Source organism: Myxococcus sp. AB036A, assembly GCF_006547355.1.
GTDB classification, from domain to species: Bacteria; Myxococcota; Myxococcia; order Myxococcales; family Myxococcaceae; genus Myxococcus; species Myxococcus virescens.
The window spans coordinates 97,794-118,963 of sequence record NZ_VHLC01000003.1 but is presented as its reverse complement, the minus strand read 5'-3'; the positions used below and the strand labels follow the sequence as shown (position 1 = coordinate 118,963).

At 66.6% G+C, this 21,170-nt stretch carries 14 protein-coding genes; 3 read left to right on the top strand and 11 right to left on the bottom strand.

Features of this window, described 5'->3' with window-relative positions:
• Positions 1 to 14: 14 nt before the first annotated feature.
• The 4 genes from FL344_RS02245 to FL344_RS02230 all read right to left on the bottom strand — a co-directional run bounded on the left by FL344_RS02245 (position 15) and on the right by FL344_RS02230 (position 5,462).
• On the bottom strand, positions 15 to 2,462 hold the full coding sequence (locus FL344_RS02245; protein WP_228564703.1) for an Ig-like domain-containing protein: 2,448 nt from the start codon (positions 2,460 to 2,462) through the stop codon (positions 15 to 17).
• Between the two features lie 213 nt (positions 2,463 to 2,675).
• The gene (locus FL344_RS02240; protein ID WP_141617326.1) at positions 2,676 to 3,683 is read right to left on the bottom strand and encodes a ferritin-like domain-containing protein; all 1,008 of its coding nucleotides are present in this window, start codon (positions 3,681 to 3,683) and stop codon (positions 2,676 to 2,678) included.
• 232 nt (positions 3,684 to 3,915) lie between these two features.
• Positions 3,916 to 4,734 carry an AadA family aminoglycoside 3''-O-nucleotidyltransferase gene (locus FL344_RS02235; RefSeq protein WP_141617325.1) on the bottom strand — a complete coding sequence of 273 codons (819 nt, stop codon included), beginning with the start codon at positions 4,732 to 4,734 and terminating at the stop codon, positions 3,916 to 3,918.
• 194 nt (positions 4,735 to 4,928) lie between these two features.
• Positions 4,929 to 5,462, bottom strand: a complete 534-nt coding sequence (locus FL344_RS02230; protein WP_228564702.1) for an alpha/beta hydrolase — start codon at positions 5,460 to 5,462, stop codon at positions 4,929 to 4,931.
• A 198-nt stretch (positions 5,463 to 5,660) separates the two neighbouring features.
• On the opposite strand from FL344_RS02230, the gene FL344_RS02225 reads away from it, so the two are divergent.
• The 3 genes from FL344_RS02225 (at position 5,661) to FL344_RS02215 (ending at position 10,635) form a co-directional block, all read left to right on the top strand.
• A complete protein-coding gene (locus FL344_RS02225) occupies positions 5,661 to 7,085 on the top strand; it encodes a hypothetical protein (RefSeq protein ID WP_228564701.1) in 1,425 nt (474 codons plus the stop codon).
• A gap of 673 nt (positions 7,086 to 7,758) precedes the next feature.
• A complete protein-coding gene (locus FL344_RS02220; RefSeq protein ID WP_194862960.1) occupies positions 7,759 to 9,918 on the top strand; it encodes an Ig-like domain-containing protein in 2,160 nt (719 codons plus the stop codon).
• Between the two features lie 60 nt (positions 9,919 to 9,978).
• A complete protein-coding gene (locus FL344_RS02215; RefSeq protein ID WP_141617322.1) occupies positions 9,979 to 10,635 on the top strand; it encodes a metallophosphatase domain-containing protein in 657 nt (218 codons plus the stop codon).
• A gap of 127 nt (positions 10,636 to 10,762) precedes the next feature.
• Here the strand turns inward: FL344_RS02215 and FL344_RS02210 are convergent, their stop codons facing one another.
• The 7 genes from FL344_RS02210 to FL344_RS02180 form a co-directional block, all read right to left on the bottom strand.
• On the bottom strand, positions 10,763 to 12,433 hold the full coding sequence (locus tag FL344_RS02210) for a transposase (RefSeq protein ID WP_228564700.1): 1,671 nt from the start codon (positions 12,431 to 12,433) through the stop codon (positions 10,763 to 10,765).
• Between the two features lie 71 nt (positions 12,434 to 12,504).
• The gene (locus FL344_RS02205; protein WP_228564718.1) at positions 12,505 to 13,515 is read right to left on the bottom strand and encodes a kelch repeat-containing protein; all 1,011 of its coding nucleotides are present in this window, start codon (positions 13,513 to 13,515) and stop codon (positions 12,505 to 12,507) included.
• Positions 13,516 to 13,817: 302 nt separating this feature from the next.
• On the bottom strand, positions 13,818 to 14,495 hold the full coding sequence (locus FL344_RS02200; protein WP_228564699.1) for a hypothetical protein: 678 nt from the start codon (positions 14,493 to 14,495) through the stop codon (positions 13,818 to 13,820).
• Positions 14,496 to 14,749: 254 nt separating this feature from the next.
• Positions 14,750 to 15,250, bottom strand: a complete 501-nt coding sequence (locus tag FL344_RS02195; protein ID WP_228564698.1) for a hypothetical protein — start codon at positions 15,248 to 15,250, stop codon at positions 14,750 to 14,752.
• A 262-nt stretch (positions 15,251 to 15,512) separates the two neighbouring features.
• Complete coding sequence (locus FL344_RS02190; protein ID WP_141588676.1) at positions 15,513 to 16,406, bottom strand: RNA polymerase subunit sigma-70; 894 nt, start codon at positions 16,404 to 16,406, stop codon at positions 15,513 to 15,515.
• Positions 16,403 to 19,549 (bottom strand): tetratricopeptide repeat protein, encoded by a 3,147-nt coding sequence (locus tag FL344_RS02185; protein WP_141617318.1) that lies wholly within the window; start codon positions 19,547 to 19,549, stop codon positions 16,403 to 16,405. Before FL344_RS02185 ends, FL344_RS02190 begins: the two co-directional genes overlap by 4 nt.
• 522 nt (positions 19,550 to 20,071) lie before the next feature.
• A complete protein-coding gene (locus tag FL344_RS02180) occupies positions 20,072 to 21,166 on the bottom strand; it encodes a peptidylprolyl isomerase (RefSeq protein ID WP_141617317.1) in 1,095 nt (364 codons plus the stop codon).
• Positions 21,167 to 21,170: the final 4 nt, after the last annotated feature.

The following is a 21,170-nucleotide window of genomic DNA, read 5'->3' as shown; positions in this document are numbered from 1 at the left end:
GGGCCGCGCCGCGCTCAGGGCGCCACGTATACGCGCGCCACCACCTCGGTCGTGTTGCCCGCGGCGTCCGTGGCCCGGACGTGGACGAGCGACCAGTCGCGGTGCACCAGGTTCACCGTGTGCCGCAGCACGTTGCTGCCCGCGGGCACGTCCTCTGTCACGATTCCCTGGGTCACCACCGTGGCGGGGCTGGCGTCCTGCTCCTGGATGACCATCGTGACGACCGGGTCGGGGTGGGTCTCCTGCTCGGTGGGCGACAGGATGACGAGCACCGGCGGCGTGAAGTCCGCGGACACCGTCTGCTCGCGCCACGTCACGTGCCCCAGTGCGTCCACGACGCTCAGCCGGACCACGTGCGTCCCCTCCGTGAGGTGAAGCTGGGTGGTGACGAAGCCGCCACCCGCGTCGGGCATGACGGGGATGGGCGCGCCGCCATCCACGGTGAAGTACGCGGAGACGATGCCCGTGCGGCTGCCGCCCGCGGAGGCCCAGCCGCACGCCTTGATGGAGGTCCCGTTCGTGTAGCGGGGCAGGCCGCACATCGTGAGCTCCGACGCCCAGCCGAGCACCACCTGCGCGCTGTCGGTGGCGGTCGCGGTGCCGTCATTGACGGTCAGCGACACGGTGACGGTGCCGGCCCCGTCACACTGGATGCTCGAGACCGGGGCTGAAGGCGACCCGAAGGTGCAGTGCACGCCCGGGGGCGCCACATAGCTCCAGGCATAGGTGAGCGGGTCACCATCCGGGTCCGAGGCCGAGCCCTGCAGCGTCAACTGCTGGGAGGCCATGCCCTCCAGGTCGGGGCCGGCGTCCACGATGGGCGGGGCGTTGGGCTTCGTCCAGGTCACCTGCACCTGGTCGCTCACCGAGCCGATGCTCGCGGTCACCGCATCCTCGCCGGGTGCGGTGCCCTCGAAGCAGAACTCGGCCTGCCCGTCGGCGGTGGTGTTCACGGAGGCCAAGGCGGAGTTCACTCCGGACGAAGCGAAATCCACTCGCACGCCCGCGAGCGGCCGGTCCGCGGCGTCCCGGACCGTGGCCGTCACGCAGTAGAGGTCCCCCACGACGGCGACGCCCTCTCTGGGCGACAGCGTGAGCGTGCTCACCTCCGCCACGGGCGCCAGGGCCATTCCTCCCGGGTAGCCATAGGAGTCGAAGGCATCGAACCCATAGAGCATGACGCCGAAGGGCTGCGGCGCGGACAGGCGGTGCGCCCCCAGCGCTACGGGGAGCTGGGCCCCCGAGAAGCCGCTGGCCCCAATGGCCTGGAACTGGCTCGCCGGGATGAGCGCGCCGTCCAGCATCACCTCGGCCACGACGTCGTTGGGGACCACGATGTTGGCGAAGTTGCTGCGGAACCCCGAGCTCGGAGTGGTGACGGTGTACTGGGCGGCGAACTGCTCGAAGGGCGGCACCAACATCATGAACGGGTCGGACGGGATGCCATCGAAGCTCGAGCCATTGGAGTACTGCGTCACGAGGATGGGCTCGTTGGCGGTGATGCTCGCCGAGCCCTGGATGTTCGTCTGGAACACCTGGCCGCGCTGGAGCTGCGCCACCACTGCGCCGTTGAGGCTCACCTGCGTGCCGTCCCTGGCGGCCGCGAAGCGGAAGGTGTCCCCGCCGAGGCGTGTGGCCAGCGGCACAGTCACGAAACGCCGCCCCCACGTCGAGGTCGGGGGGAGCTGCTCCACCAGGTAGTCACAGGCGATGGTCGTGCCATCCGGGATGTTGGCGCACTGATGTCCGCCGAAGACGGCCACCGGGCGCGTGGCATGAACGAGCGTTCCGGAGACGTCCGAGGGCGCGGCCCCCGTGTTGCGAAGCTGGTACGTCTGCCCCTTGTTCAGCGCCACGTGGAAGGGCACTCCCGCGGCGTGGTTGCCCACCACACTCGAGGGGGTGATGGTCACCTCCGTCGCGTCTTCCGTGGCCACGACGGAGAACTGCGAGCCATTGAGGACGTTGACGTTCGGATAGGCCTGCACCACGTAGTCCGTGCCCAGGCTCGCGGTGGGCAGGCCCAGGAACGCATCCGTCGTTTGCAGGAGCCGGTTGAGCCCATACACGGAGATGTCCGCGCCCGCGGTGACGTGGATGCCCTTGGACTCCACGCCATCCACGGCCACCTGTGCCACCGAGGAGGGTAGCGCCACCGCCGTCACCTGCCCCGGCGTCACCGAGAAGTCGAAGGCCAGCCCCTGCCCTGGAACGCGAACCTGCCCCGTCGTCGCCGTGTCACTGGCGATGAACAACGTGAGCACCGCGGTGGCCTGGTAGTTCCCCGGGAAGGCCAGCCAGAACTCGCGGCCCCGACTGGTCGCCTTGCTCAGTTCGTGTACGCGCGCATCGTCCTTGCTCGCGAGCCCTTCTGGAGCCTGGTCTTGAGAGGACTCCTCCACACACCCCGTCATCAAACTGCTGACCGCTGCCGCCAGGGCCAGACCGGCCTTCATCCGCATGAGCACACAACCCCCTCTGTTCTTCTTGATGAAACGACTGTTCATTTCTATTCAGGTATGTCGAAAGAAATACAAAACCTGGGTGCTTCCGGCTTCGCCTCTCCGGTCCAGGCAGAGCGAGCCTATTCCTGCCGCGTCAAGACACGCGACGCGGCGAAACAGGGAGCTGGCCCTTTCCAACGTTCAGCTCAGCCCTGACTTTGTGAGGGATGATTAGAACTGCGGCACTCCGCCCGCGGACCACACGGACACGATCTGATTGGGAAGAGCCCACATGCTACCGAGGTCGAGTTCGTCGTCCCCGGCATAGCCCTTCTCCAAGGCGGTCAAGAGGCTCGTGAAGCCGGCGGTGAGCTGCTGCTGCGCGGCCGCGAGCCCACTGCCCCCTGTGGTGGGATAGGTCTCCAGCGGGCCGCCGAACTTCAGCATTGCCTGTACCATCCGGAATCGCGCGAAATGGCTGAACTGATCCTCCAGGTCGTTGGCATCCTCGGGTCGGAGCTCTGCGTCGATGATGGGTCCCAAGTTGCCCTCGCCCTGCCCGACGATGGCCTGGAGCACCTCATTCGCCTGTTTCAGCGCGGTGCGGCTGTCACCGCCGATGGTGCTGCTGAACCTGGTGTAGTCGTCTCTTATGTATTGCGGGTTGGCGAATTCGCTCTTCTGCCGGTGGTCCGCGTCGGGCTGGTAGAGTTCGTTCCAGCGCTGATGGATGCCCTGCTCGATGGCCTTGTAGAACTGACCGATGGAATCGTAGGCATCTTGTGGCCCGTTCGGCGCGCCATCGGACTTTGGTTCGGGGGTCTCGATGGCGGCCAGGAGGGACATTTGCTCAGGGTTCACCGGCCCGAGCTTCACAGGCTTGTTGACCGCGATCCAGGACGGGAACCGGTCGTACCGCGGCGCCCATTCGCCCGTGAACTTCGGCGTGTATCCCTTGGGGGCGAACAGCGCATTGAAGAGGTTGCTGGCCAGCTCGAGGTGCAGCATCTCCTGCACGACGACCGAGTAGATGTTGTTGAAGGCGAGCTGCTCCCGGCTTCGATTGGGGTTCTTCTTTCCGCGAACGGTCACCTGCTTGGGCGGGTGATCAGCGTTCGTGCCGGGAACCTGCAAGGAATAGGCGGCCGTCAGATAGAGGGGGATGGTCCACAGCTCCAGGTAGACGGCTTTCTGGAGATGATCGAGGAGGGCTGCGTCGGTCCAGGTCTTGTTTTGCACAGGGAGCTCTGAGGTTGATATGACGTGCCGTGGATGGATGCACCGGCGACGAGAGCAATGTTCGCGCCAGGGCCTGCGGAGGAACGGCTCCAGTCATTTCAACTCTTTGCGGTGAAGCCAGTCTCCGGGTGCCAGGGGAATCCCGTGTCACTGACACGTCAGTGACGGAGGCTGACGTGTCCGCCAACTTTGCGCTGGGGACGCAGCGACCGGATCTTGGGTAGGCACAGGTTCAGCGAGCTGCCGGATTGGCGGACTGCAATTCCAAATACATTCGTTCGATGGCCGTCCTGGCACAGTGTACGAACGCGTCGACTTCCGGGCCTCTCCGTGCCAAGTCGTCCTGCGTCTCTCCAAGGTAAGACGCCCGCGCACTGCGCACGACACCTTGATGTTCATCCGGCAGGCGTTCCATGACCCACTGGGCCGCAACGTCCTTGGGGGCGATTCCCCCCGTTGACAGGCTGAACCAGATGCGAGCCAGCGCAAGCACCACGGTCCTTTCGTCCCCTCGCCAGTCCGCAGGTTCGTTCCATTGGAGAACGGTGTCGTAGAACGCTCTCGCCAGATCGGTTCGGGGCACGGGGTCGAAGAGGTCGGTTGCTGGCGCGCCCAACAGGCAGATGCTGTGCCTCCTTGCCTTCGCCAGCAAGATTGCCAGGTCGGGGTCCACGACGGCGGGCTGGACGCGGCCTGCTTCCAGTTCTCCGCGCAACCATTCCCCGAATTGAAGTTCGCGCGACGGCGGGTAGCGCCAAGGGACGACCGCGTCCCGGACGACAACGGTCACTTCGAGAGGGCGGAGCGACTCCTGCGTCATGGGCCATGTCGAGACCGACAACAGCTCCTTGCTCAGCGCGTGTCGAACGGCTTCGGTCAATGGCGCGCTTACGGTTACCAGCAAATCGATGTCGCTGTGTAATTTCAGCCCTCCATCAACTGCCGAGCCGAAGAGGTGGATGGCCTGCAACGAACTGGCGAGGTGACGGCCAATCACTGCGCAGGCGCTTGAAACCTGGTGCGTGATTTCAGTCGGTACGGATGCGTTCATGTTGGCCACCACGGGTAGGGTCCTCGGCTCCACAGTTGTCGTTCGGAAGATGCCCCATGCGCTCCCTGGTTGGAAGTACAGGGGACGAGGCTTCCCCTGTCGTCAACACTCAACGCAGGAACGCAGGCGCGCGACGTGCGCCTGGTCAGCTTGCGGCGGAGATGGAGGAGGCAGGGGCTTGGCCGTGGCCTGCTCTATTGGGTGCTGGCTGGCGCGACATCGCCGGCGCGCTCGGCGATCGGACGGGCATCGCGGATGAGCGAGAGCAGCACCTTGCCCGGCTCCTCGGCCATCAGTTCGTGCGCCGACTGCTCGAACCAGACGAGCCGCTTCGACGGCGCCTTGACGCCCGCGAACCATTCGGCGGCAACCATCGCCGAGACATTGCGGTCGTGGCGTCCGAGGAACAGGATCAGCGGCGTCTTCAGCCGCTTCACATGCGACAGGTCCACCGTCAGTACCGCGGCAAGGAGCTTCTCGACCGAGAAATCCTGCGACTTCCAGACCTGGCGTACCTCCGCGTCGGTGTATTCGGGCGACAGATTCACCGCTGCGCTCTCGAAGCTCGCATCAGGACGCCGATAGGCGGCACCCCCGAAGAAATTGAGCCAGCGGCGCTGGAGCAGGATGTTCTTCAACGGCACCGGCGTCTTGCCAACGGCATAGGGGGCGATCGATTCGAGGTCGCGGATCGCCTCTGCATTCTTCGCCGCGCGCGCCTGTTCCATCACCCAGGCCCAGCCGCGCCGCTCGCTCTCCCGCGCTCCAGGTGCTATGCCCGGTCACCACCGTGAACCCCGTGTGTGCTTCATTCCATCGTCCATCAGGCGATGCCAATATGTCCTACGCGCCCAAGCGTTTCAGCGGTTGACGCAGCAAGGAGGCCCGAAACCAGCCTCCAGGACTTGTGGTTCATGGAGGTAGCGATGCGACGGTTTGGACTGGTGCTGGGGCTCTTGGGGAGCGTGGGGTGCGCCACCGGCATGCGAGGTATCGCCACCCAGTACAATCCGGAGACGGGGCAGTACGAGACGCCCACGCACGAGGTCGTCTATCAGGTGCCCGCCGAGGACGCGATGATGACGGCCCGGTTCATCCTGGAGAAGAGCCGCCATGACGTGATGGAGAAGGAGGGGGGACTGGAGATGTTCTCCTCCTTCATTCCGGACGTCATTCCCCCCGAGCGCTACTACATCCAGGGGACGCGGCTCGGGCCTCGGCAGGCACTCGTTCGAGTCTTTCGCATCAGGTACACGCAGGAAGGGGGAGGCTACACTGCGGAGGCCTCCGGTCGGTCCGGCGGGCATCTCTCCGTGCCGGATGCCTTCACCAATATCCCTGGGTTGGAGGGCTACCGGCCGGCGCACGGCTACCGCGACCTGGGTATCGAGCAGAAGCTGCTGGAGCGGCTGGAGATGGCTCCCGCGCTGGAGTTGGTGGGCGGCAATTCCCCTGTCCCCATGCGCTCGGTGGTGATGGAGAACTGGGGCGAGAAGGGTGAGACCACCGCCACCTCCGCCGCTCCCGCGTGTGGTGCTCCCTTGGCGGGAGCCTCGGCCCTGTTCTCCGCGGGAGGCGTCCTGCTCGTGGCGGACCCCCTGGGTACGCAGGAGGTGCCGTCCGCGGCGCTGCGGATGTTGTGCGAGGCCTCGGCCCAGGAACTGCCGGTGACGCTGGCGCTGTCCATTCCCACCTCCGAGCAGCGGCTCCTCGATCGCTACCTCGTCAGCGACGGCGATTCAGCGGCCGTTCAGGAACTCCTCTCGGGGAGCGTGTTCTGGCGCCGGACATACCAGGACGGGCGCAGCAGCCGCGCCATGCTGTGGCTCGTCGAGCAGGTCCGCCGCATGCGCGTCGCTGGAAAGGACGTGGACGTGGCCGCCATCGACTCCGACAAGGCCCACGGCAATGAGCGCGAGGCGCAGATGGCCCAGCACCTGCTGAACGCCCAGTCGAAGCGCCCCCAGGCCTGGACGCTGGTGCTCACGGGCAGCGTCCACGCGCGCACCACGGAGGTGAGCTGGGATGGCGACTTCGAGCCCATGGGCTCTCGGGTGGTGCGCGCTCTGCCCTCGGTGCGTGCCCTGGATGTGGGCTTCCAGCGAGGCACCCAGTTCGTCTGCCGCTACAGCGTCTGGGACGAGGAGGTGGAGTGCAACGTCTTCGGCATCAGCCCGACGCTCGAGGCGCGGCAGTCCTCCAAGCAGGCTGTTGGCCTCCAGCTCTTCACCACCCCGCAGCCCCACGGCTTCCACGGCCGGCTCTACCTGGGCGCGCTGAGCGCATCGCCTCCCGTGCTCCAGGCGCCGCGCCAGGACACCACCGTCGACTCCGCGCCCGCAACGAAGTGACTCGCGGTCTTCCGTGAGAAGCGCCCATCCCCGAGGCTTGCCCGGGGCGTCCTGAACGCAGCCCACGCTCGACGCCTGCTACGCCCGGCTCCACCTGCGACGGGCTCACGGACCTGCGCCTGTCGCGTCACCGCGCCTACCTCCGCAGGAAGGGAGGGGGCCTCGTGCCCTCATTCGGGCAAGGATGCGGCAACGAATGGCGCGTGGCATCTCTGGCCGCCTCCAGCGCTGCAATCATTGCCTCGATAGTCGCTGAGGCGTGGCCGCCGGCCCCGTCGTCGAACACTGCGTTGCTGTCTTCGACGACGAACACGAAGCTGCCGTGCAGTCGCCGCCGAGGCCGACGCACTGCCTGAGCCGGAGACTCACCCAGTTTCTTGCCTCCTCACTCCTCATGCTAGATGGGTCCGTCTAGAAGAGGATTCTCATGTTGACAGAGCGTATGGGAGGGGGAGCGATGTCGAAGAGGCTCGTGGGCGCTGTCGTGAGTGGATGGCTGCTGGTTGCTTGTGGGGGGAATGGCAACGAACTGCCCGACGGCTCGACGCAGACGGACTCTGGGACGCACACCGAGCGGGACTCCGGCACACCAGGGCAGGAGGATGCTGGCTTGGTGGATGCGGGTCTCGCGGACGCAGGACCTTCGGAGGACACCACGCCTCCCGACGCTCCGATGCTCATCGGGACCGCGCCCACCTCTCCTGCCAATGACAACATGCCGGTCCTCCATGTCGCTACCGAGCCGGGGGCCTCGGTGCGCTTCTTCGCTGGCACGGCGTGTCTTGGAAGAGCGCTCGCCTCGCGTACCGCCGACAATCAGGGGCAGGTCACTCTGTCGCTCTTCGTCGCCGACAACAGCACCTCTACCTACGTGGCCCAGGCAACGGACGCGGCCGGGAATGTCTCGGCCTGCTCCGAGGCGCTGACGTTCGTCGAGGACAGCACGGCGCCCTCCGAGCTGGCCGCCACGGTGATGGACGGCCTTGCCGGCCCGGAGCTCGAATATCAGAACAGCAATACGCGCGTAGCGGCTCGCTGGTCCGGCTTCAACGACTCCGTGGACATCCGGCGCTATGAACTCGCCTTGACGTCCATTGCGGCGTGCCCCGGCAATGCGAGCAGCATCCAGGATGTCGGCGCCACTTCGTCCGTGGAGCTCACGGTGCTCACCTTGGCCGAGCAGCGCTACTACAGTTGCGTGCGCGCCGTGGATTCCGCTGGAAACACCTCGGGCTGGAAGATGTCGAATGGCTTCATCGTGGACGTCACGCCGCCGCGCTGGGTGTCTGTCACGCCTGACGCGTCCTCGGTCACGGCCTCGCCCTGGACTGCCATCGAGGTGTCGTTCAGCGAGACGACCCTCGACACCGCCAGCGTCACGCCGGCCTCGTTCCACGCCACGGCGGACGGCATGCCGTTGTCCGGAGACGCGGTAACCTGTTCGGCGGGCAGGTGTACGCTCGAGCTGAGGCAGATGCCGACATTCGGTGCGCGGGTGCGCGTCGCCATCGGCGGGGTGAAGGACCTCGCTGGCAACGAGATGACCTCCTCCCACGCCTGGGACTACTCGATCCGTGCGGCCCAGTGGGGGGCCCCACTGCTCATCTCGTACGGCTCACGCCTCAGTACACCTGCCCACGGGCTCGCCATGGACGCCTCTGGCGTTGCGACGGTCCTGTATGTCGACGAGGGGCTCCGGGCGCGGCGCCACAAGCCAGGCGCCGCCTGGGAGGCGGAGCAGCACGTGGGGGAGGGGACCCTCGGCCCTATTCCCAGACCGGCTGCGCTCACGACGCTGTCTGACGGCACGCCCCTTGCCGTGGTGGAGTCGTGGCCGGCGGGGGATTACAGCGCCAAAAAGGCCTATGGCATCCTCGCCACGGGCTCCGACAGCGGCGTCCAGAGCTGGGGTGTGCCACAGCTTCTCGGCGAGAATACGGGGCTGAATGTGACGGCCCTCCGCGTGGTGGCAGCTCCCAACAATGGGGCCCTCGCTGCCTGGGTCGAGAAGAGTTCCACGCAGACCTTCCTACAGGTTCAGCCGTACGCCGGGAGTTCGGGGTGGGAAACGCCGGTTCGCGTGCGCACCATCGACTACTCGAACTGGGACTCCTCGTGGCACGGCTATGATGTCGGATTGGATTCGCGCGGTAACGGCGTGTTGGTATGGGCCGAGCGCAACAGCCCTCTCCTATACTCGCGCCAGGGAGCCGAAGGCTGGAGCGAGCCGGCGCATGGCGAAAGCACCGAAGGCCGCTATCCGCAGGTCGCCCTGAACGCGGATGGGACCGGCATTGCCGTTTGGATCCGACGGTATCTGGACAGCGATCGGGTGTACGCGAAGCCCTTCAATCTCGATTCTGGCTTTGGCGGCCAGGAGGTGCCTCTCCACACGCAGGGAAGTGTTAGTGGCGAGGCGCGGATAGGCGCAGACGCAAACGGAAACGTGTTTGTTATTTGGGACCAGATTGGCGGCGGCCCTGAGGGGGGACTGTGGTCTGCTCGTTACGTGAGGGGCTCGGGCTGGCAGCCGGCTCAGCAACTCGCGACGGACTACGCCGGGAGTAAGGCCCTCCACGTTTCACCCTCGGGCACGGCCATGGTCGTCTACAGCCGCACGGAGAGAGCGGGAGCGCCCGCTCTCGTTTGGGCTCGACGCTTCGTGCCCGGTACGGGCTGGTCCGCTGCCACCCGGCTCGACTTCGCCACTGTGAATGGGGGGCTCTATACTCTTGAGCTGGTGACCAGCCCATTCGGGAACGCCGCCGCCACCTGGTCTCGCCGGGACGCGGACACGGGCATCGATTCCCTGGTCTCGGCCTTCTTCGAGTAGGCCCTCAGGACGCAGCGACCGAGTTTGGGGTAGGCGGCGGCGGCGAGGCATGATGCGAGGATGCGCATCGTCGCCGTCTCGGACACTCACCTCTTCCACGACGAGCTCGTGATGCCCCCGGGCGACATCTTCGTCCACGCTGGCGACATGTGCCGCGCGGGGGACCTGGACGAACTCGCTCGGGCCTCGTCGTGGATTCGCGGCCTGCCCTATCGTCACAAGGTCATCGTCGCGGGTAACCACGACTGGGCCTTCGCCGACTCGCCAGGCGAGGCCCGGGCGCTTCTGGGCGAGGACGTCGTCTACCTGCAGGACAGCGAGGCCACGGTGGCGGGCCTGCGCTTCTGGGGGAGCCCCTGGCAGCCGGCCTACAACGACTGGGCCTTCAACCTGCCCCGGGGCGCCGCCCTCGCTAGCAAGTGGGCGGCCATCCCCGAGGGACTGGATGTGCTCATCACCCACGGGCCTCCGGCGGGCTTCGGGGACCGCTCCTCGGTGGGGGGGCGTGGTGGCTGCGTGGACCTGCGCGAGCGCGTGCTCGCCGTGCGTCCCCGGCTACACCTGTTCGGCCACATCCACGACGACGGCGGGCTGTGGCGCGAAGGGGACACGTGCTTCGCCAACGTCACCACGTGGGAGTGCGAGCGCGAGGCCACCGTCCTCCAGCTCGACGCCCGAGGCGTGACGGAGGTGAGCATCCCTCCCGCCCGGCGCTGACTCGCGTTCTTGTCAACCACCCCTGGGGGCAGTGGTTTCGAGGAACTTCCCGTTGGAGGGGAGCGAGGCGCTTGAGGGCCGACACACGACCGAGCACGTGGCGCGCGGCTCAAACCTCACTGTCGCGCTAATTGGCACTCAACAGGCGGAGCCGTTCGAGGATGGCGTCATAGCCCAGTTCGAACTGCTGCTCTGTCTGGGTGTTCCAATCCTTGCCGCCCGAGATGTCCCTCCCATTGGCATCCTTGCGATTGTCGAAGTTCTGGAGCCCCGCCGCGGCTTTGTCCTTCACGGCGGCGGAGATCTCGCGGAGCTGCTCCGTCCAGGACGTGTCCTTGCTGGAGAGCACGTCCGCGATGAAGTTCTTCAGCGCGACTTTCCCGGCCTCGCCCGCAGGACCCAAGGGCGCCAACGCAACACCCGCGATGGTCTCCGCCAGGTCTTTCTTGAACTGCCCCGCGTCCTCGGTGCGTTTGATTTCCAGTCCATACGCTCCCACCAATGCTCCCGTGAGACTCCCCAGCGTGCGCGCGTAATGGTCATTGACGGGGGGCTTTCCACCCGCGGTTGCGGGGTTGAGCGCCCCTGCGCGGAGTTGCTTGGGCAAGTCCTCTTTGACGAACTTCGCGAACCCCGGGTCCTTGCCCGAGCCGTTGACGATCGAATCGCGCAAGAACTTCGGAAGCGCCTGGAGCGTGTCGTCGTAGGCGCTGTTGGGCCCACCCGAATTGTTCGTCAATTCATTGATGATGCCCGAGGGGTCCGCGCGGAAAATCTTCTTGAGCCCTTCCAGTTGGGTCGCACGGGCGGGGTCGGTCTTGTCCCCCAACGCGTTGGCTCCCACGCGGAAGATGTTCGCACGGAGGTCCGAATACGCCGGCCCCTTGAACAGGTCTGGCACCTGCCCAAGTATCTTGACCGCGCCGTCCGACCTGGTGGGCTCTCGGCCCGAGAAGCTGTTGTTGTGCGGTGGCTGCTGCAATCCCTTCTCGAGGATTGCGACGAACTTGTCTCTCCCCAGCTCTGCTCCGTAATTCTGGATGAGCTTGGGGTCTGAATTGAGTACGTCCGCGAAGTTCTGCGCCTGGATGGTGTTCTTGTCCGCGGTCTTGCCGGATTCATTCAAGAACGTGCGACGAACGGACTCCGGGGTCTCCGGCTGCTTGAGCACTGAGACCATGGCGTCTGGCACCTGGCTCTTGGCCGCTTCGCGTGCCAGCTCGTTCACCACGTTGGGCGGCGCGGAGCCCGTGCTCTTGGCGAGCGCCTTCAACGCCGACGTCTGCTCCGCATCTGTCTTGTAGAGCCCCTTCTGGTCATGGGCGATCTGCGCGGATGCGCTGGAAATCAACTCCTTGCTGTCCTTGTCTCCTAACGTTGCGTAGAGTTGTTTGAGATACTCCGGATCGTTCTGGTGCTGCTGGATGATCTCGGCGAACTCGCGGGTCCGCTCGTTCCGCCCCACGCTACCGATGTATCGGTCCTTGTCCTGAAGACGCTGTGCCGCTTCCTTCCCCGTGGGAGCCTTCTTCGGCTCCGTGGCGTCTGTCTCCTCCTTCGGGGGTGTCGCCGGCTTTTTCTCCGGAGGCTTGGCGGGCGGAGTCGAAGGCGGGTCCTGTGGTCGAGGGCTCGGCGTGGGCGCCCCCAGCTGCGAGAAGTCCTTGGGAGCCTTGCCAAAGCTAGACGTGTCGGTGTGCCCGGAGGGAGTAGGCCGCTGCGCCTGGGTCTGGGGGCTCCGCGGCTTGCTCTCCGTGGGCCTGGTGGTGGTTTGCGGCTTGGGGGCTGTGATTTTGGCCATGGGATGACTCCGGAGAAGCGGGTTCTTTGCAGCTCACTACGCAGCGACCGAATACGAGACAGGCACAGGCGTCAGGGGACATACCGCTCGGCGGTGTTCAGTACGGCACCGCCGTCGGTACCCCCGATGATGAGCACACTCCCTGATTCCAACCATGTGGCCGTGTGATTGACGCGCGCCGATGACATGGAAGCGATGAACTCCCAGGAGCCATCTCGCCGGAATATCTCCGCGGAGGCACGTGGCATTGCGTAGGGGCTGGAGTACCCGCCCGCAATCAGCACCTCGCCTGAGGGCAATGCGGTCGCCGTGTGAAAGAAGCGGGCTTCCATCATTTCTGCCTGGGGCGTCCACAAAGTGCTGCTCAATTGAAAGAGTTCCGCTGCCTTGAGGACCCTCCCGGGTGACCCCTCGAGGGAGCCGGTCACCAGGATTCTTCCAGAAGGCAGCGGCGTGGAGGCGTGCCCGTGGCGCCCATGTTCCATCTGTGCCAGGAGGAGTTGCCATCCCGCCTCTGGTTGATACGAGTCGTAGACCTCGGCCGTCGTCTCCGCTCCAGCAGCATTGAATCCACCAATGGCCACCACCACGCCCGCTTCCAAGAGGGTGAGTGTCAGTACGTTGCGTTTGACATTCATGCTCCCTGCATCTGTCCAGGAGTCGGTGTCCGGGTGATAGAGCGCGGCGGTGTTCAGCCCGTCGAGATGCGAGTTCCCGCCACCCGCCACCAGCACCTTCCCCGAGGGAAGCAGGACGGCGGCATGGCTGGCGCGTGCTCCGAGTGGGATGGGACTGGCAGGAGTCCACTCATTCGCATCCGCATCGTAGATTTCGGCACTGTCCAGCGCGTCACCACCGGGGCCCCGGCCACCGACCACCAATACTTTTCCATTCGGTAAAAGGGTGGCGGTGTGGTCCATGCGCGCCGTCTCGAGGTTTGGCCCAGGACTCCAACTGTTTGATGAGACGGTGTAGAGCTCCGTGGTGTTCGTGGGGGTGTTGCCTGAGCTACTCCCACCAACGACGAGCACCCGACCATTTCCCAGTCCCGTGGCCGTATGCCCTATGCGCCGCGCCTGCATCGGTGCCACCGACTTCCACCCCGGCGGTTCGCGCCCGCCATCCGGAGGTCCCCCGTCAGCGCCTGCGTCCGAACCGCCATCCCCTCCGCCGTGCGGCCCACCGTCCTCGCCGTCCGGGCCACCTCCATCGTTACCTCCATCCAGACTGCCATTGCCATCAGGGCCCGCATCCGATGCGTCATCCAGGCATGCGCCAGGTTTACTTTTGCAGAATTGGACCACCGCCTCGTCGACGTCGAGGCACGCAGCGAGATGGACGCTGAGCACCAGCAATCCAAGGACTGTCGAGCGGCGCAGGGGCTTCATGGCCACCTTCCAGACACGAACGCGGACGTCCCATCCAGCCCGAGTTGTAGGGAGCCTTGCTTCTCTGGCGACCCCAGCAGGTACATGCCCGTGGCGGCGCCCAGCCCCACCAGGCCTCCCACCAGCAGCCCCACGGAGACTGTCTGCAGCCCGCGCGCGCTGCTGGCCACGTTCCTGGCCTCGGCCTGTGAGCCGATGTGCTGCGCCTTGTGCGACAGCTTCGACTTCTTTCCCTCCGCCAATCCCCAGAAGACGCCCGCTGTGACGACGAGGGCCCCTCCGGCCACCGCGGGGATGAGCGCTCGGTCTCGCAATGAGGAGTGCGAGCCGGATACCTCTGGCACTGGAGACGATGAAGACTCCGGGAGTCCCGAGGCCACCGTGGGAAGCGGCTCTCGTGGCGCCTGAACCCGCTGAGCCTCTGTGGGAGCCTCCATCTTCAGGGGTTCACGGTCGACTCCTCGCGCGGCCAGCTCGCTCAGGACATCCTGGCGCACCGATTCGAAGTGCCGCTTCAGCTTGGGTGAGACCAGCAGCGGCAACTTCGCAGCGGGGTTCAAGAAGAGGGCCGCCTTGAAGGTGGCTTCGGCGTCGCTCAACCGCCCACTCATCTCCACGATGATGACGCCCTCGTAGAGCGACATCACAACCTGATCCTCAGGCTTCTTCGACATCGCCTTGCCGTGGAGAACCTGCTCCAGTGCTTGCTCGTACTCGAGGTTCCCTATCAATTGGTGGATGGATACCGCACAGCGGTGTACGTCTGGCGAGACATCGCCTCGGGCGCTCAGGGGGAGTAGGGAGAGCCCGAGGCACATGAGCCAGACGCAGGTGTCATGTCGCGACAGGCCGCTCGACACAACGACTCTTGCATTGTCGTAGATGGAAGGGGGCATGATGTCCTCTCGCTCATGGCGTCCGACGTCGTTTACTGCTTCGACGTCACCGGGGACGGGGCGCTGCCATCCGGCATGGTGGGGACGGTGTTTCCGCGGGCCGCGTCGGAAGGCACCACCCCAGTGTTGGAGCCCTGTCGCTGGTGGAACCAGGGCTCGGTGGACGAGCCCGTGGATGTCTGCCCAAAGGGGCCATGGGCGACGTCCTGCGCGTCCAGCGTTTTCATTGCGTCGAACGGAGCCCCGGGCGCTGCGCCGCTCCCGACAGTCTGGATGACTTCCTGCGGGGGCGGGGGCGTCAATCCCAGCAACTTCTCCAACTCCGCCTTTCGGCTCGTGCCCTCGAAGGCCGAGTCGAGTTCGTTCTTCGTCGGCTTGACCTTGTCGATGTCCTTCTGACTGGAGGGGGGCGTCTTGGATTCCTCGACGGCTGCCGCGTTCGCCTTGTGCATGGCCTCCTCCGCGCGGCGCTGTGCCTCGGCGGGGTCGACTTTCGGAGCACCCGAACCACCGACCGCTGTCACTGAACCCATGGGACATCTCCTCTTGATGGGGCTTCGCCGCGCACGTGATTGGAGGGCCGGGCATGAGGCATGCCCGACGTGCGTACGTCCTGCGCGAGTCGATGCGTGTCTGCCCCTGCAATCGAAGAGAAAGAGGGAGGTGGCCCACCGACGTCCCAAAAATCTCCGGAGACGACGCTGGCGGCGGCGTTGCCCTGGCAAGCCGGCAGGGCGCCGGTGCGTCAGGAGCGCCGGCAGTCGGGCGCCCGACGGCAGATGAGCGCCAGGGGGTTCAGGCCAGCAAGCCCAGGAGGCTGATGTCCAGTCGGCTGCTGACCAGTCCCAGGAGGCTCTCCAGGGCGAGTTGGTCCTGCTTCATCCTTGGCGCGAGCTCCATGCGAACGCGCTCGAGCAGTTGCTCGCGGGCATCGGCGACCTTGCGCGCGACGCCGGAGCGCGAACCGCCGTACATGAGCGTCAGCCGGTCCATCGTGAACCCATGGAAATGATGCAAGCGCAGCAGGGTCCGCTCCTGCTCGGAGAGCACCGCCACCGCTTTTCGGAGCGACTCGACGAGGAGCTGGCGCGCATCTTCGCGCAGCAGCGCGTACTCGGGGTCGCTCGGGGCCAGCATCCGCGCGAGTTCCTCGGGAGGCTCCGCGACGAGCTGATGGCGCTCGTCGTGGCCCATCAACTCCGAGGCGATGCGCGCGGCGATGATGCTCACCCAGGTCCGCAGGGGTCCTCGCCCGCCATAGCTCGCAATCCTCGGTGGCGTGTTGCTGCTGCCCACCAGCAGCCGTTCGCGCAGCATCTGCAGCACTTCCTCCACCAGGGGCGGCGACACCTTCCCGAGCCGGGCAGGGACGTGCCGGAGGACGTGTTGTTCGAAGGCCTTGAGGGCCGCCTCGTCCCCGGAGGCGCAGGCGCACGCGAGATACAGGTCGGCACTTTGGAGGATGCGCATCACCTCCGCGGCCTTTCCCACAGGCAGGTGCCGGGCCAGGTGCCGCACGAAGGTCTCTGCCGGGAGTGAGAACGTGGGCCACTGGGTCCGCGCTGCCTCGACGTGTGTGTCCAGCAGCGCCTCGAATCCCTCCTCGGCCTCCAGCTCGGCCCGCTGCTCCCGAGACACGGACGCCCGCAGCAGCGCCGCCAGGGAGCCTGTTCGCTGTTCGTCGCTCATCGTTTCGCCTCACGCCGTTGCCAGGCCAGCACCGTCTGGAGCTCCGACTGGCCCCGGACCCCCACGGACTCCAGCCGCATCCGGGCCTCCTCGGCCAGCGCCAGCGCCCGCGCCCGCTCCGGGGAAGCGCGCGTTTCCATGAGCGCCCGGGCCAAGAGGAAGGCGGTCTTGCCGGCGACCCGCGGGTCTTTGACTTCGCCCCATTGGGTTTGGATGCGCCGGGCGCGCTCGAGCAGGGGGACCGCCTCCGCCGAGGTGCCCAACGCCAGATGCGCCTCCCCAGCGCAGGCAAGGGCGCTGGCGCCGTCCGGGGACTCCGCGCCACCCGCCTTCTCGGTGACCTTCCTCGCCCGCTCGCAGTACGCGAGCGCCTCCTTCGAAGCCCGGGTCGCCAGGGCAAGCTCGGCGAGGGGGAGCAGCACGCTCACCGTCTTCCCGCCCTCCGGGCCATGTTCCTTCTCGAGCCGCTGGAGCGCGTCCAGCAGGTCGCGTCGTGCCTCGGCATGGCGGCCCGCCTTCAGGTACACCTGTCCTCGGACTGTCAGGGGCAGGGCGGCGCGTGGCGTGTCCGGGCCCAGTGAACGCTGGATGCGCTCCAGGGCCTCGGTGGCAAGGCCCAGCGCCTCGTCGCCCTGGCCCCCATCACTGGAGATGTCTGCCAGCGCTGAGAGCGCGAAGATGACGGTGACGTGGTTGGGGCCCCGGGCCCGCTCGAAGATGGCGCGCGCCCGCTCAGCCATGGAGCGTGCCTCCTCCAGTCGACCCGCGACGCGCGAGACCACGGCGAGGTTCAGCAGAACCGTCCCCATGGGGGTGGTCTCCGGGTTGGAGGATGCCTCCTGAAGGGCCAGGGCCTTGCGCCAGGCGCTGACGGCATCGGCGTACCGGCCCACCTCCAGCGAGGCAGTGGCGACCCGGTTGTAGGACGTCACGAGGGCCGGATTGTCAGCGCCCAGGATGCGCTCGCGCAGTTCCAGGGCCTCGCGGTGGAGCTTCAGCGCGTCTTCATGGCGGCCTTGGCCGAAGCGGATGCGTCCCAACTGATGGATGAGGTTGGGCGTGCGGAGGCTGTCCGGGTGATTCCTCCTCCGCGAGAACTCCAGTCCCTGGAGCGCCTCCTGCTCCGCCTCGGCGAGCTGGCCGTACGCCTCTCGCAGCGACGACAGGCGCGTGTGCAGTTCCGTCGTGATGTCCGGGAAGCGCTCCCGCCCCAGCCGCTCGACGGCGGCCCGAGCGTGCTGGATGAGCTTCTCCGCTTCGTCGGGGCGGGACTGCTCCTCGCCCACCGCCCAGATGAGCTCCAGCCAGGCCCATGCCACCGTCTCGTCGTCACGCGCGGCCTCGGCTGCCCACAGGGCCTGGTAGAAGAATGCCTCCGCTTCCTTCGGCTTGTTGAGGCCCCCGAGGACGGTGCCGTGGGCCAGGAATACCTCCGCCTCCAGCGGCTTGTAGCCGAGCCCCTTCTGCTCTTCGAGCAGGGCTGACGTCACCGCGAGGCCCTCGGTGAACCGGTGTGACACGATGTGGGCCCGGACCTGCGCCAGCTTGTGCCGCGCCGCATGCACGCGGGAGCGGAGGTTGTCGGGCGGCTGGGGACGGCTGGTGAGTTCGGGCGTATCGCGGCATCCGACGAGACCCTCGAGGGAGGCCGTCAGTTGGCGCGCGTTCTGCACCGTCTGCGCGTCCGCCTTTTCCAGCACCTCCGTGACGGCGGCGATTTGCCAGAGCCGCGCATCGAGGCACGCGGCGGTCTGCCTGGCTTGGTCCGCGGTGTCGCCCGTTGCGGCCAGGCAGGCCTCCGTGCGAAGCGCCTGCCATTGAGCGGTGTGGGCGTCCATCACCGTCGAGAACTGCTTCCAGGCCTGGGCTGCGTAGGTCATGCCGGTGGCGAGGAAGGCTGTACGGATCCGTTCGCGCCGCGCGGGGCTCCATGCCACCGCGAGCTTCTCCGCTTCCCGTGCACAGCTGTCATCGCGCCGCTGCGCCGTCGTCCCGTAGGCCGCGAGGATGCCCATCGTTCCGGCCACGGTCGTCGTGACGAGCAGCGGCACAAGTCTCCGGTGCGGCGGTGGCGCGAGGGCCGCCAGCAGCGCCTGCATGTTGGGGAAGCGATCCTCGGGCTTCGGGCTGAGCCCCCGGAAGATGGCGCGTCGAACCCGGGTCGGGACCTTCACCTCGCGCTTCGGAGGGCTCATCCTCCCTTGCTGCGCGGCCAGGACCAGCTCCTGCATCGTCTCCCCTTGGAAAGGGCGCGCCCCAAAGAGGGCCTCGTGGAGTGCCACGCAGAAGCTGAACTCGTCGGAGCGGGCATCCGCGCGCTGACCTCGCACCAGCTCCGGGGCGATGTAGGCGGGCGTGCCCAGCACCTGGCCCGTCCGGGTGAGCCGACCAGTGGGAGTGACAGGGGCCTCAATGTGCTCCTGGTGCGACGCGCCCTCTTCCTGCTGGAGGAGCCGGGCGATGCCGAAGTCCGTCACGAAGACCCGCCCGTCCTTCCCAATGAGGGCGTTGGCGGGCTTGAAGTCGCGGTGCACCAGTCCCGCGGCGTGCGCGGCGGCCAGTCCTTTGCCGGCTTCAAGGAAGACCCGGAGCACCTCCTTCCAGGGACGCGGCTCCTTCATCCACTCCGCCAGGGTGGTGCCCTCCACCAGCTCCATGGTCAGGAAGACACCGTCTCCGTAGGCGCCCACGTCATAGAGGGTGACGACATTGGGGTGTGAGAGCCGGGCCAGTGCCTGGGCTTCGCGCAGCAGCCGCTGCTGCAGCTCCTCGCGCTGGCTTCCCTTGGGGCGCAACACCTTGAGGGCCACCCGGCGACCGAGCTCTAGGTCATCCGCCGCGTACACGATGCCCATGGCGCCGGCGCCAAGGCACTCTCGCACCACATACCGGGAGAGCCTGGCGCCAAGCAGCAGTGGCTGGGAATTCGCCTCCCCAGGGGCAGATGGAGCGCTGGAGGGCGCTTGAGTGCCCACTCCCGCTGCCAGAGTCCACCGGCAGTCGGCACAGGTCTCGACGTGTGCCAGGACTTGGGCCCGGTGCGCTTCGGAAAGCAGCCCGGCAATCAAGTCCGTCAGCGTCGTTTCCTGGGGGCACGACTGCATGGGTGAGGACTCCGCAACGCATTCCGGCTTTCCGAACATAGCAGAGCTCGGGACCTTGAATGTGCGTGCAGGCAGGTCACCAGGGAATTTTGGGACGCAGGTTGCCCCATTCCCTCTTTGCCCTCGATGGCACGGGCAGGACTGCGTTGACTCGCGACGGAGCGGAGATGGACCTCACTCAATTCTTGATTCCCGAGAGAGGCTTCCGACGTTCCGTGAGTCCAGCGTGGGCGAATTCCTGCCTTGTCGCTGTGCGGTTCACTGTGTTCGGCAAAGGACAATCAAGGCCGTGGTGAAGGAGGAGCCCGATACCGCCTGAACCCTCGCTCGCGAATCACATCACGTGCGGGAGCGCCACGGAATCAGGGCAAGCCCAAGTCTGCCTTTACGGTTCGTCTCTCAGCATGGATGGCTCATGCTCCAATGCAAGCGGTGACACTGGGAGCGAAGGTGTGGGGGGCCTTGCACCGCCGTCGAGGCCGTCTTCCCCGGACGTGCTCTTCCCCCCATTCTTCGAGCCGAGCGCCTTCTCCCTCCGCCCCCAGGCCGATGGCCTTGCCGTTACTCCCGCGAAACGTCGGCCTTGGACAGGATGTGGCTGACGACCGCCGTGTGCATCGTCAGCGTGTCGAACCTCCGGCCGAGGTTCTTGTCGGACTGGAGCAGGCGCCCCAGCTCACCACGGCTCAGTTGGGTTCTCTCCGCGAGGCTGCTGAACAGCTCCTCCGCGGACTCCCGATCGGACTGGATGTGGTCTCTTTCGGCGATGGCCCGAAGCCCAAGCGCCAGCCGCAGCCGGTACTCCACTTCGCTCCGGGTGGAGTCGTCGAGCAGCCAGCCATCAAGTCCTTCCCGGACCCGCTCGTTCGGTAGGCCCAGGCCCACCAGGATTGGATACTCGGCCTCGGCCCACCGCTGGCGGATTTCTTCGTCGATGAGGCTCCGTGGCACCTCGACATGCGTGCGCCGAGCCACCTCCCTCATCACGTGGTCCTGGAAGTCCCACAGGTACCGCGCGTCCCGCTGGGCGATGAGTTCCCCGGCGATGTACTCCATGACCTCGTCGAGCGTGCCTCCGCGTCCCAGCGCGGCGAAGAGTTCTGGAGAGGACTCCCCCAGGAGCGTCACCTGGTAGGCCGCCTTCACCTTCACGTCGAAGCGAGCAGGGACGCCACGGAGGGACTCCACCGCGTAGTCATCGGGCAGGACGAGGTCCACCGCGACGGACTCGCCAACCCGGGCCTGCACCAGGGCTTCGAAGAAGCCGGGGAGCAGCGGGTCGGGTGTGGCTTCCGTCCGCCATCCCGCGCGGGCGGAGAACGGGATGAGCCTTCCGTTGGCGAAGCCGACGACGTCCAGGAGCACGTCGTCTCCGGAGTCAACGGCTTCGCCCGGCTCGCGCTCCCTGCGTGGCGCCACCGCGCGGCACAGCGTGGCGAAGCGATCGAGGATGGCCTCGGGCGAAATTCCCCCGAGCTCCGGCATCTTCACCCGGAGCTCCTCCAGCGAAGGGGTCTCGCGGGGGAGCGGAAGTCGAGGGCTCGTCGCATTGCGGAAGGCGATCGCTCCCGGCGCTTGGTTCAACAGCCCCATGCCCTGCAACTCCCCAATCGAGAGCGGCTGGCCTGGGTTGGACTTGTCAGGAGGCGAGTGCATGGAG